This window comes from Streptococcus intermedius SK54 = ATCC 27335, assembly GCF_000413475.1.
Classification (GTDB): Bacteria; Bacillota; Bacilli; order Lactobacillales; family Streptococcaceae; genus Streptococcus; species Streptococcus intermedius.
This window is the reverse complement of sequence record NZ_ATFK01000004.1, coordinates 143,498-156,383: the sequence shown is the minus strand read 5'-3', so window position 1 is coordinate 156,383 and position 12,886 is coordinate 143,498. Positions and strand designations below refer to the sequence as shown.

Genomic DNA, 12,886 nt, shown 5'->3' with positions numbered 1-12,886 from the left:
ATAATGTTCAAAATTCTTAGAAAACTGATTTTTCTTATCCTTTTAATCCTTGTCTGTTATAAGTTTATCCAAGTTCATCATGATGTTAAGCAGGTGATGAACTACCGTACCTTAGTGCGAGAAGTGTTAGATGAGCAGGATACTGTAGCTAATGAAGAACTTGTCCTTGCTATGATTTATACCGAAACAAAAGGTAAAGTTTCTGATGTTATGCAATCTAGTGAGAGTATGACAGGACAGAAAAATTCTATTTTAAATAATAAAGAAAGTATTCGACAAGGAGTTCAAACTTTATCCACCAATTTAAATCTAGCGCAAAAAAAGAAAGTAGATGTTTGGACCGCTGTACAAGCTTATAACTTTGGTCGCTCCTATATTGACTACATTGCAAAACATGGTGGGGAAAACACCATTGATTTAGCAAAAAAATACTCTAAAGATGTTGTCGCACCAAGTTTAGGAAACGTAACTGGGAAAACATATGCTTATTATCATCCCATTGCACTTTTACATGGTTCTAAACTCTATATCAATGGAGGAAATTTCTATTACTCTCGTCAAGTTCGGATGAATATGTATATCATGAAAGTGATGAATTGGTTTTAATAATCAAATCCCTAGTAGCTTCTCTGCTAGGGATTTTCAAACAAATCAATTGTCATTTATATTCTTACATGTTATACTTGAAAATATATCTCACAAAAGGAAATGCTAAATATGATGAAAAAAATAGCCTTAATTACGGGAATTTTAACAATTTTGCTTTCTATTTCTGTGTTTTTATTTTATCGTACTAAAGCAGAAGGTAAGTTAGATAAAAATAATAATTATGTTCAATCAACTACTCCAACGCTCTTCTTTCATGGTTATGGGAGTAGTGCTAATGCTGAACGACATATGACAGATGCAGCAAAAAAAGCAGGAGTAACAAAAACTGTTATTCGAGCAAATGTTGATAGGAATGGTCAGGTAACCTTGAAGGGAAACATCTCCAAAGGCGCTGCCAACCCAATCGTAGAAGTGAATTACGAAGATAATCGCAATCCTATTGATGTTGGTCGATATGCAAAAGCCGTGGTCAGCAAGCTACAAGAAAAGTATGGTTTTACAAAGATGAATATGGTGGGGCATTCTTTAGGAAATATGTCTATTTTGTATTATCTTCTAGATCATGGACAAGATGAGAAATTACCACAATTACAAAAGCAAGTCAATATTGCTAATTTTGCTGCCGGTTTAGAAGCTATGGGTTTATCTTCTGATGTAAAAGTTAATGAAGCAACAGGTCAGCCAAACCAAGTCACACAGATTTTTCAAAGATTATTGCCATTACGTGAAGTTTTCCCGCAAAATCAAGTTGACGTGTTAAATATCTATGGAGATTACAAAAATGGATCAGATGGTTCTGTTTTAAACGCTTCATCTCGTAGCCTGAAGTACTTGGTTTCTGATAATGCAAAATCTTACCAAGAAAAGAAAATCACAGGTAAACTAGCTCAACATAGCCAACTACACGAAAATCCAGAAGTAGATAAGTTACTCATTCAATTTTTGTGGGGAAAATAAATTGATCAATTAAAAACTAAGTTTACTGTTTTGGATATATTATAAGAACCAACTCTTAGGATGAATGACCTTGCAATGCAAAATTGCTTAGGACGACACCTGAACCAATACAGAGATTATATACCAGTAGACGCATGCTCGCATTTTTGTCCAAATGCTATGCTATAAAAGGCATAAGAAATCATATGTTGGAACAAATGATATTAGCTAATAATAAAGTTAAGCAGACTATAAACTATCAAGAGAAAACCGCTGAAGGCTTTACTTCATGCGGTTTTTATTTTCATCATTCCCACTCAACCGTTGCTGGTGGCTTGCTAGTAATATCGTAGACAATACGATTAACATGAGCTACTTCATTGACGATACGAACAGAGATTTTTTGCAATACTTCCCAAGGAATTTTAGCAAAATCTGCAGTCATTCCATCAATAGAAGTAATAGCACGAATTGCAATAGTATAGTCATAAGTTCGACCATCTCCCATGACACCTACCGAACGAACACCAGTATTCACAGTGAAGTATTGCCAAATATCACGATCGAGTCCAGCTTTCACGATTTCTTCGCGAAGAATGGCATCAGATTCACGAACAGTTGTGAGTTTTTCTTCAGTAATCTCGCCCATAATACGAATGGCAAGTCCTGGGCCTGGGAATGGCTGACGCCAAACAATTTCATCTGGCATACCAAGTTCTGTACCAAGCGCACGAACTTCGTCTTTATAAAGTGTATTGAGAGGCTCAATCAACTCAAACTGCATGTCTTCTGGCAGACCACCAACATTATGGTGAGACTTGATAGTTTGAGCAGTATCTGTACCAGATTCGATAACGTCAGTATAAAGCGTTCCTTGTGCGAGGAATTTTACATCTTTTAACTTGCTAGCTTCATCGTCAAAAACATAAACAAACTCATTACCAATGATTTTACGCTTTTGTTCTGGATCAGATACACCAGCTAATTTACCAAGGAAACGCTTGGCAGCATCTGCTTTAATAATATTAAGACCAAATTTCCCGCCAAGAGAATCCATAACTTGCTCCGCCTCTCCCTTACGGAGTAAGCCATGATCTACAAAAATACAGATAAGCTGGTCTCCAATAGCTTTTTGAAGGAGAACACCAACAACTGATGAATCGACACCACCCGATAGACCCAGAAGAACGCGTTTATCTCCAACAGTTTCTCGAATTTGCTTAATTTGCATATCAATAAAATTATCCATAGACCAGTCGCCTTTGGCTCCACAAATATCAAGAGCAAAGTTGCGAAGAATATCGTAGCCAAATTCTGAATGACGAACCTCAGGGTGGAACTGAATGCCGTAGATTTTCTTGGAGGTATTTTCAATAGCTGCAAATGGACAGTCGGCAGAAGTTCCGGTTCGTACAAACCCTTGAGGAATTTCTGTAACAGCGTCTCCATGACTCATAAGAACAATTTGTTGTTCAGGAGTGCTTGCAAACAGTTGTGAATCCGTATGAATGAGTTCTGACTGACCGTACTCACGATTTCCAGCGTTTCTTGCGGGTACAACTTTTCCGCCTAATTTGTGAGTTAAAAGCTGCATGCCATAACAAATCCCTAAAATCGGAATGCCCAATTCCAAAATTTCAGGGTCAAGATCAAATGAACCTTCTTCATAAACAGAATTTGGCCCACCAGACAGGATAATTCCGACTGGATTTATTTCACGAACTTCAGCAGCTGTAATTTTATTACTTTTTAGTTCAGAAAAAACACCAATCTCGCGTATACGGCGTGAGATGAGTTGATTATATTGACTGCCATAATCCAATACAATGATTCTTTCAACATCTTGCAATTCAGTTGTAATTGTCATTTCTTCCCTTTCTCAAATGAAATTTCTTTGTTTATTCTAACACAAAATAGAGACTTTTCCAATCCCATTGAGTGAGAATTGACTTTTATTTCAATTGATAATACAATAAAAAGAGGAAATTTGTCTTGAAAGAGGTTACTATGCTTCCAGCTTATATGAAAATTCACGATCAAATAAAAAAAGAAATCGACGAAGAAATTTGGAAAATCGGACAACGCTTGCCAAGTGAGCGTGATTTAGCTGAACAATTTGAGGTTAGCCGCATGACACTTCGTCAAGCCATCACTCTTTTAGTAGAAGAAGGAGTACTGGAACGTCGTATGGGAAGTGGTACATTTGTAGCTAGTACACGGGTTCAGGAAAAGATGCGTGGCACAACTAGCTTTACTGAAATTATCAAAGCCCAAGGAAAGGCGCCTTCAAGTCAGCTTATTTCTTATCGTCGAACATTACCAAGTAAAGAAGAAGTCGAAAAATTAGAAATCGAAAAGACTGAAAACGTCATTCGTATGGAACGAGTACGGTATGCTAATCACATTCCTGTAGTTTATGAAGTCGCTTCAATTCCAGAAAAATTCATCAAAAATTTTAACAAAGAAGAAATTACGAAGCATTTTTTTCAAACCTTGCAAGAACATGGCTATAAAATTGGAAAATCCCAACAAACTATTTATGCACGTCTTGCCAAAGAAAGGATTGCGCATTACCTGGAAATTCCTAAAGGTCATGCGATTCTTGGTTTGACACAGATTTCTTATTTTGACAATGGAACGGCTTTTGAATATGTCAAAAGTCAATATGTCGGCGAACGATTTGAATTTTATTTAGAAAACAATTAATTTATATTACCTAATTTAAGATATGTAAACACTGTCGCTGATGTGGGAGTGTTTTTAGTTAAGTAAATCTCTTCACTAGTAGAGTTTTACTGTATTTTTTGGTATAATAAATCTTATGGAAATTGAAAAAACCAATCGAATGAATGCTCTATTTGAATTTTATGCAGCACTTCTAACAGATAAACAAATGAATTATATTGAACTTTATTATGCAGATGATTATAGTCTCGCTGAGATTGCTGAAGAGTTTCAAGTTAGCCGTCAAGCTGTTTATGATAACATCAAACGGACTGAGAAGATTTTAGAAGACTACGAAATGAAACTTCACATGTATTCAGATTATATCGTTAGAAGCCAAATTTTCGATCAAATAATAGAGAAATATGCTGACGATATCTATTTGCAAAAGCAAATTGCAACCTTATCTAGTATTGACAATCGAGAATAGTGAATTGTCAGTAAAAAAATACGCACAAATCAATATCATTAACCAGGAGAAATACATTTTATGGCATTTGAAAGTTTAACCGAACGTTTACAAAACGTCTTTAAAAATCTACGAAGAAAAGGAAAAATTTCAGAGAGTGATGTCCAAGAAGCGACCAAAGAAATTCGTATGGCACTCTTGGAAGCCGATGTAGCTTTACCAGTTGTCAAAGACTTTATCAAAAAAGTTCGCGAGCGTGCTGTCGGACACGAAGTTATTGATACATTAAATCCTGCTCAACAAATTATCAAGATTGTTGACGAAGAATTGACCACTGTATTAGGTTCTGATACAGCAGAAATTATCAAATCTCCTAAAATTCCAACCATTATCATGATGGTCGGTCTCCAAGGGGCTGGTAAAACTACATTTGCAGGAAAATTAGCCAATAAACTTAAGAAAGAAGAAGCTGCTCGACCTTTGATGATTGCTGCTGATATTTATCGTCCGGCAGCTATTGATCAGCTCAAAACTCTTGGTCAACAAATTGATGTACCAGTATTTTCGTTAGGAACAGAAGTACCAGCAATCGAGATTGTTCGTCAAGGTCTGGAGCAAGCCAAGGCTAATCACAATGACTATGTGCTGATTGATACAGCTGGTCGTCTGCAAATCGATGAGAAACTCATGAATGAGCTGCGTGATGTCAAAGTACTTGCTCAACCAAATGAAATTCTCTTGGTTGTCGATGCCATGATTGGGCAAGAAGCTGCCAATGTAGCTCGTGAATTTAATGATCAGTTAGAAGTAACTGGGGTTATTCTGACTAAGATTGATGGCGATACACGTGGTGGTGCCGCTTTATCCGTCCGCCAAATTACTGGTAAACCGATTAAGTTTACTGGTACTGGGGAAAAAATTACAGACATTGAAACTTTCCACCCAGATCGAATGTCTAGTCGGATTTTAGGCATGGGAGACATGCTGACTCTGATTGAAAAAGCCTCTCAAGAATACGATGAGCAAAAATCACTTGAGATGGCTGAAAAAATGCGAGAAAATACCTTTGATTTTAATGATTTCATTGACCAACTAGATCAGGTTCAAAATATGGGCCCAATGGAAGATCTACTAAAGATGATTCCTGGTATGGCCAATAATCCTGCCATGAAGAATTTTAAGGTAGATGAAAATGAAATTGCTCGCAAACGTGCCATTGTATCATCCATGACACCAGCTGAGCGAGAAAACCCCAATCTTCTCAACCCAAGTCGCCGCCGTCGGATTGCTGCAGGTTCTGGTAATAGCTTCGTCGAAGTTAATAAGTTTATCAAGGACTTTAATCAAGCCAAATCTGTCATGCAGGGTGTCATGTCTGGTGATATGAATAAGATGATGAAGCAAATGGGACTAAACCCCAACAATATGCCTAAGAACATGCCTGGCGAAGGAGGAATACCAGATATGACAGCTCTAGAAGGTATGATGGGGCAAGGTGGTATGCCAGATATGTCAAGTTTAGGAGGCACTGGCATGCCGGATATGAGCCAAATGTTTGGTGGTGGACTTAAGGGAAAAATTGGTGAATTTGCAACTAAACAAGCTATGAAACGCATGGCAAATAAAATGAAAAAGGCTAAGAAAAAGCGGAAATAATCAAATACAAAAAAATAAGTCGTTCAAAAATTGCGCATCGGCTTATTTTTTATATATTCTAGCAACATAACATCTTTGGGATGATTGTTTTATAGGTAATCTCTCTAACATCTTTCCGAAAAACTATAATTTTCTTGAAAAAAATATAGAGCTATGCTATACTTCTTATATAGAATAAAATAATGGAGATCCTTTATGAAGCGTGAACTACTTTTAGAAAGAATTGAAAAACTAAAGACTATTCTCCCCTGGTATGTTTTGGAATATTATCAATCTAAATTAACTGTTCCATACAGTTTTACAACCTTATATGAATATCTTAAAGAATACAATCGTTTTTTTCAGTGGATTTTAGACTCTGGAATTACTGATGTCTCACAAATTGCAGAAATTCCTTTATCGGTGTTGGAAAATATGACTAAAAAAGATATGGAATCATTTATCCTTTACTTACGGGAACGACCGCTGCTTAATGCTAATACCACGCAAAACGGAGTATCTCAAACAACTATTAACCGCACTCTTTCAGCTCTCTCTAGCCTTTATAAATATTTAACTGAAGAGGTGGAAAATGAGAATGGGGAGCCTTATTTTTACCGTAATGTTATGAAAAAAGTGTCCACTAAGAAAAAGAAAGAAACTTTAGCTGCACGAGCTGAAAATATTAAACAAAAACTCTTTTTAGGCACGGAAACTGAACAATTTTTGAATTATATTGATGAAGAATATCCTAAAAGTTTATCTAACCGTGCCCTCTCCTCTTTCAACAAAAATAAAGAGAGAGATTTGGCGATGATAGCACTACTTCTTGCATCTGGTATTCGTCTATCCGAGGCAGTAAATCTTGATTTGAAAGACCTCAATCTGAAAATAATGGTCATTGAAGTTACTCGTAAAGGTGGGAAAAGAGATTCTGTTAATATTGCATCTTTCGCTAAACCTTATTTAGAAAGGTATTTGGAGATTCGATCCAAACGCTATAAAACTGAGAAATCCGATACTGCCTTCTTTTTGACAGGATATAGAGGAGTCCCCAATCGGATTGACGCATCTAGTGTAGAAAAGATGGTTGCCAAGTATTCTGAAAATTTTAAAGTTCGAGTGACTCCTCACAAACTCCGCCACACTCTAGCTACTAGGCTTTATGATGCGACCAAGTCCCAGGTCTTGGTTAGCCATCAGCTAGGTCATGCTAGTACTCAGGTCACTGACCTCTATACCCATATCGTTAATGATGAGCAAAAGAATGCATTAGATAAATTATAAATATTACATAACTAATATTATGCAATATTTTGTTCTGTAAAATAATTACAAAAATTGGCTCTAATTTTTAATGTAAGAGCTAATTTTTTGGTTCTCACACAATAACAACAGCATTGTTCTAAAATTTTCAAAATATCTTCATATTTGTATTTTTAATATCATGTAGCACGTCCTCTACTGCTGCTACGTCTACATTCTTGATACCCCTGAAATTCCATAAATCAGGCAGTTCTTCAACAATATTAAAGTTTGAGGCGCAGACCTCAAATAGATTGGTATCTTCTGTGTATAAAACAACACATTTCCGCAAAAACCCCTTACCAGTAATTTCTTAGTTATTACATCCTAGATTCTGCTTTTATACATAATGGTCCCAATGCTTTGACGAATGAGAAGATCTTAAATTGGTCTCGCATCTTTAAAAATAATGGCAAGGAATGTAATTTTAGAATTTCATTCCATTTAAACTAAAAAATATTGTTTTTCTACTTTTTTCCAAAATCCTCTATCATTTGATCGACTTCAGATCGATTTGGTGTCGTCAGAATATAATGAATATCTCCTTGTAAGTCAACAAAAGCCTGTGGCATAATTTTTACTGCTTTTAATTTATCACCGTATTTTTCACGCAACTCTTCTTCTGAATATACATAATTTGAGGTTGAACGACGAGCAGTCACCAAGCCATATTGTGTTTCTACTTGAGACTGTGGGAAAGGTTCACCGTTTACAACAGCTGCATATCCACGATAAAGATCAATCGAATGCGCAAAGTTATATAAATCAATAGTAAAAGCACCTGCGGGGCGGTTATTGTATTCAATAGCAATATAATCATTTCCATTACGGAAAAATTCAATATGAAAGAACCGCTCTTTCATGCCGAACACTTTAACGATAGCTTCACCATATTGACGTAATTTAGGCTCCATGTCTTTTATAATATAATACGAATTTTCATAATGATTTAATACTAAATCTAAAGGAGTATAAGCATAATCAAAAGTTGTTGAAAATACAATGTTGCCTTTGGAATCTAGTAACCCGTCAAATGTGCAAATCTGTCCAGAATCAACGAATTTTTCAAAGAAATAAACGGTTTGCTTGTCCCATTTTTGTTTAAATTGTTCAATATCTTCAGTAGTTTCAAGTTTATAGGTTCCTGCTGCTCCAACACCATTGTCTGGTTTGGCAATCAACGGAAGCCCAATCTTGCTAACAGCCATGTCAACTGCCTGCAAGGTTTTTACAATCTGCCCTGGAACGACTGGCACGCCTGCCTTTTTGAAGAGTTTCTTCATTTCAGACTTAAATTTCGTCTTTTTTAAGTCTTTTGGTTTTGGTCCAGTAACATTGAACTGTTCACGTAGTTGAGCATCTTGATTCAACCAATATTCATTATGCGACTCAATACGGTCAATTGGCCCATGCTTGTAAAAAAGGAATGCTACAGCGCGTTTAACTTCGTCGAGATTTTCAAGATTTTCCACCCGAAAATATTCTGTTAGAGCATTTTTCAAAGGTTGATCTAGTTGATCATAAGGTTCCTGCCCAATGCCCAAAACAGTAATTCCTTTGTTTGCAAGCTCAACAGTAAATTGTTGAAAATTTTGCGGATAATAAGGTGAAATAACAATATAATTCATGATAAAATTTCCTCTCTACTTGATATCTTAAAGATTTAACTGGCTCAAGAAATACGGCATTTGCTTACGCCACCATATCCAATCATGCCCCACATCATGCCCCCACTCAGAGAACCAAGCTGGAATATTTTTGTGCTCAAAAGCCTCTTTGAGAGTATAGAAAGATGGAAGCCCGTCTTGTTCCCAGCTGCCTAGGCCGGTACAAATAATGATATCTGCTTGACGGTAACGGTCCATAAACCAACTATCATTTTGGTTCCAGATATAGTCAGCTGGCGAGTTCTGATAAATTGCTTCATCATTCAGATTGTCACCGACAAAAAAGCGAGCATCATAGACTCCACTAAGGGCAATCACTTTATTGAAAACATCTGGATGTTGGAGGAAGAAATTAACGGCGTGATAAGCTCCCATAGAGCAACCGGTCGTCATCACCGGATCAAACCATCCAGTCTTGTACTTGATAAAAGGAATAGCATCTTCGATGACATATCGCTCATAAGCACGATGCATTTCTGCTCGATCTTGAGGATGCTTCCAGTCAGCTAACCAGCTTTCACTATCTACGCTACTTAAAGTAAAGAATTGTATCTTCCCCGTCTCGATAAACCATGAGCAAGCCTCAATCATTCCGAAATCAGCATATTCATTGTGACTGCCACCCGATGAAGCAAATACCACTACTGGAATACCAGCATGGCCATAGCGATTTATATATATTTCTCGCCCCAGATTGCCGCTCCAATGACTTAACAATTCTACATACATGCGCTTTCTCCTTTTATCTTACCACTTCTCACTGATAAAACGGAGACAATCAGGCAAATTCTTTGCCCAATCTATCTCATTGTGAATGGCTCCTGACTGGATTTTGATTTGCAGATTGTCAAGTTTAACACCAGCAGCAATCAACTGGCGGTAATAAGTGAGCGAGGAGTCGATATAGGCTTGCTTGATATTACCTGCCATAAGTGTCTTATCTGTATCATCCGCTTCTTCCGTTCCGACATAAATGAAAACTCGCTGGTCAGATTGTAACTTCTGACGCTCTATATAACGGTCAAAAGCTTCCTGATGGAGCCAGTTAGCCGATGAAAAAACACCCAGACAACCGACTCGTTCCTGATACTCAATGCCTATAAACTGGGTAATATTGCCTCCCAATGAAGACCCAATCATAGCTGTATGCTGACGGTCAGCCTTAGTTTGATAGTTTTCGTCAATAAAAGGTTTGACGACATCCATAACAAACTCTGCATACTCCGTGCCCTTGCCACCAAACTGAACACCAGGAATATTGGACTCCTCAAATTTCCAAGCAGAATATTCATCCATCCGCCGTGGTCCATCATTGTCAATGGCCACAACAATCATTTTCTCAATATCTGGATTGCGCTTAATCGTTGGAATTACTTTCCAAGAATGACCGCTGTAAGACTCCTTACTGTAAAGGATATTTTGCCCATCGTGAAAATAGACGACTGGATAAGTCTTTTTAGTATCTTTGGCATAGTTTTTAGGAAGTAGAACACGTACACGTCGCTTTTGTTTGGTGTATGGAACTATCAATTCATGTGTTTTCATATCGAGGTAGAAATAGGATTTATTCATTTTCAGAAAACTTTCTATTTTCAAAAATTTTATTTATTATATCATAAATTAAGCAAAAAAGTTAGGGATTTCCTAATTTTTTTGAGCTCTTAAGTAAAATGCCGGTCTATTTATCTAAATAGGTCGCTAAATCTGCCAACGCTCGTTCAGCAATCTTCTCATAGCGCTCTTTCTTGTCACGAATCCGAGGGCCGTCCAGTTCTTTGATAATGCCGAAATTAACATTCATAGGTTGGAAGTGCTTGCTGTCAGCATGGGTAACATAATGAGGCAAGCTGCCAATAGCTGTTGTTTCTGGAAAGACAAGTGCTTCTTCTCCTTTGAAGAGTCGAGCGGCATTGATACCAGCAACCAGACCAGAAGCCGCTGATTCGACATAGCCTTCAACTCCAGTCATTTGACCTGCAAAGAAAATATTTGGCTGTTTCTTAGATCGGAAAGTCTGTTCCAGCAGATTTGGAGAGTCTATATAGGAGTTGCGGTGCATGACACCATAGCGGACAAATTCTGCATTCTCAAGGCCAGGAATCATTTGAAAGACCCGCTTTTGCTCGCCCCACTTGAGATGAGTTTGGAAGCCGACGATGTTGTAAAGACTGCCTGCTGCATTATCCTGACGGAGCTGCACCACAGCGTATGGCGTCTTATATTCACCATCTCGAGGCCCTTGGTAGTCATCTGGATACTCTAAACCAACCGGCTTCATCGGACCATAAAGCATGGTTTTAATGCCTCGCTTGGCCATAACTTCAATAGGCATACAGCCTTCAAAGTATTTTTCTTTTTCAAAGGAATTGAGCGGTGCTTCTTCAGCATTGACCAAAGCATCATGGAAATCCATAAATTCTTGCTTGGTCATCGGCGCGTTGAGATAGGCCGCTTCGCCCTTATCATAACGAGATTTGAGATAGACCTTGGTCATATCGATGGTATTGACATCAATGATTGGCGCTGCTGCGTCATAGAAATAAAAACCGTCGCCTCCATTGAGCGCATGGATTTTTTCTGCCAAAGCATCGCTGGTCAAGGGCCCTGTTGCAATGACTGTGATAGCATCCTCCAGAATTTCGGTGATTTCTTCACGAATGACCTCAATTAGTGGATGGCTGATTACTTGATCCGTCACCATCTTCGAAAAACCTTCTCTACCAACTGCTAAAGCACCACCGGCCGGAACGCGAGTCGCTTCTGCTGACTTTAAAATAACCGAGTCCAACCGTCGCATTTCTTCCTTAAGCAAACCGACTGCATTAGTCAGCGCATCTCCTCGCAAAGAGTTAGAGCAGACCAGTTCTGCAAAGTCCGCAGTCTTGTGTTGAGGCGTCGACTTGACACCCCGCATTTCATAGAGTTTGACTGGGATTCCACGTTTAGCAATCTGGTAAGCCGCTTCACTGCCAGCCAGACCAGCACCGATAACATTGATATAGGATAATGACATGATACTCTCCCTTGGATATTTCTAGATTTTCACTCTGACCATTATAACAAAAAGATAGTAAAAAAGACAGACAGGAGGATTCCCGCCTGTCCATCATTTTGTCATTTTTTCCAAGTAAGCAATCTTAGCAAAATCCTTATGATTGTTATTTTCATTTCGGTAAGAATCTCGTGAAGAAGCACGGTAGATAGCTAAAAATTGCTCTGCAGTTGGCAGTAGAAACTGAACACCTTCTACTTCTCTTCGAGTCAGCTCCGCTATTGGTACACCCGAAAACGCCTCCAAGGTTTCCATGGCTCCAAATTCAATAGATAAATCTTCTTTTTGAAATTCGTGTTCGTGCAGATCGACTAAGCGATAGCCCAAGCGCTCCATCATTGGTTCAATCTTGTCCATATCATAAATACGCTCTTCATCTGGTGCTTCCCAGCCACGCTCATCACCATGAACATGAATATCAATATCACGCGCTTGCCAATCTTGTCCAGTAACCTGTTCCAGCCCCAAGGAGCCCATCAGAAGTGGAATAATTCCCATCTTGTTCAGTTGAGACGCGATTTTTAGAAATTCTGCAAATTTATCTGTCAT

General features: G+C 38.0%; 12 protein-coding genes. 6 read left to right on the top strand and 6 right to left on the bottom strand.

All coding sequences use genetic code 11. The features are described 5' to 3' along the window. The first annotated feature begins 3 nt into the window (after nucleotides 1-3). On the top strand, nucleotides 4-606 hold the full coding sequence (locus HMPREF1654_RS06195) for a lysozyme family protein (RefSeq protein WP_003072689.1): 603 nt from the start codon (nucleotides 4-6) through the stop codon (nucleotides 604-606). 111 nt (nucleotides 607-717) lie between these two features. After that, nucleotides 718-1,566: an alpha/beta hydrolase gene (locus HMPREF1654_RS06190; RefSeq protein ID WP_003076966.1), complete on the top strand. Its 849-nt coding sequence runs from the start codon at nucleotides 718-720 to the stop codon at nucleotides 1,564-1,566. Nucleotides 1,567-1,852: 286 nt separating this feature from the next. Here HMPREF1654_RS06190 and guaA read toward each other — a convergent pair whose 3' ends face one another. Next, the gene (gene guaA / locus HMPREF1654_RS06185) at nucleotides 1,853-3,412 is read right to left on the bottom strand and encodes a glutamine-hydrolyzing GMP synthase (protein WP_003076638.1); all 1,560 of its coding nucleotides are present in this window, start codon (nucleotides 3,410-3,412) and stop codon (nucleotides 1,853-1,855) included. A 140-nt stretch (nucleotides 3,413-3,552) separates the two neighbouring features. On the opposite strand from guaA, the gene HMPREF1654_RS06180 reads away from it, so the two are divergent. The 4 genes from HMPREF1654_RS06180 to xerS all read left to right on the top strand — a co-directional run bounded on the left by HMPREF1654_RS06180 (nucleotide 3,553) and on the right by xerS (nucleotide 7,600). Continuing rightward, on the top strand, nucleotides 3,553-4,251 hold the full coding sequence (locus HMPREF1654_RS06180) for a GntR family transcriptional regulator (RefSeq protein ID WP_003076949.1): 699 nt from the start codon (nucleotides 3,553-3,555) through the stop codon (nucleotides 4,249-4,251). A 115-nt stretch (nucleotides 4,252-4,366) separates the two neighbouring features. Beyond that, the gene (locus HMPREF1654_RS06175) at nucleotides 4,367-4,699 is read left to right on the top strand and encodes a putative DNA-binding protein (RefSeq protein ID WP_003077007.1); all 333 of its coding nucleotides are present in this window, start codon (nucleotides 4,367-4,369) and stop codon (nucleotides 4,697-4,699) included. A gap of 60 nt (nucleotides 4,700-4,759) precedes the next feature. Continuing rightward, entirely contained in the window at nucleotides 4,760-6,334 is a 1,575-nt protein-coding gene (ffh, locus tag HMPREF1654_RS06170) for a signal recognition particle protein (protein ID WP_003076864.1), read from the top strand. A gap of 195 nt (nucleotides 6,335-6,529) precedes the next feature. Further along, the gene (gene xerS, locus HMPREF1654_RS06165) at nucleotides 6,530-7,600 is read left to right on the top strand and encodes a tyrosine recombinase XerS (protein WP_003077056.1); all 1,071 of its coding nucleotides are present in this window, start codon (nucleotides 6,530-6,532) and stop codon (nucleotides 7,598-7,600) included. 485 nt (nucleotides 7,601-8,085) lie between these two features. On the opposite strand, the gene HMPREF1654_RS06155 is transcribed toward xerS, so the two are convergent. The 5 genes from HMPREF1654_RS06155 to HMPREF1654_RS06135 all read right to left on the bottom strand — a co-directional run bounded on the left by HMPREF1654_RS06155 (nucleotide 8,086) and on the right by HMPREF1654_RS06135 (nucleotide 12,886). Further along, on the bottom strand, nucleotides 8,086-9,246 hold the full coding sequence (locus HMPREF1654_RS06155) for an ATP-grasp domain-containing protein (protein WP_003076666.1): 1,161 nt from the start codon (nucleotides 9,244-9,246) through the stop codon (nucleotides 8,086-8,088). Between the two features lie 27 nt (nucleotides 9,247-9,273). Next, nucleotides 9,274-10,014 (bottom strand): esterase family protein, encoded by a 741-nt coding sequence (locus tag HMPREF1654_RS06150; RefSeq protein ID WP_003076787.1) that lies wholly within the window; start codon nucleotides 10,012-10,014, stop codon nucleotides 9,274-9,276. A gap of 18 nt (nucleotides 10,015-10,032) precedes the next feature. After that, nucleotides 10,033-10,857: an alpha/beta hydrolase gene (locus HMPREF1654_RS06145; protein WP_016670404.1), complete on the bottom strand. Its 825-nt coding sequence runs from the start codon at nucleotides 10,855-10,857 to the stop codon at nucleotides 10,033-10,035. 106 nt (nucleotides 10,858-10,963) lie between these two features. Next, entirely contained in the window at nucleotides 10,964-12,298 is a 1,335-nt protein-coding gene (gene trmFO, locus HMPREF1654_RS06140; protein ID WP_003076323.1) for a methylenetetrahydrofolate--tRNA-(uracil(54)-C(5))-methyltransferase (FADH(2)-oxidizing) TrmFO, read from the bottom strand. 93 nt (nucleotides 12,299-12,391) lie between these two features. Then, complete coding sequence (locus HMPREF1654_RS06135; protein WP_003076981.1) at nucleotides 12,392-12,886, bottom strand: hypothetical protein; 495 nt, start codon at nucleotides 12,884-12,886, stop codon at nucleotides 12,392-12,394.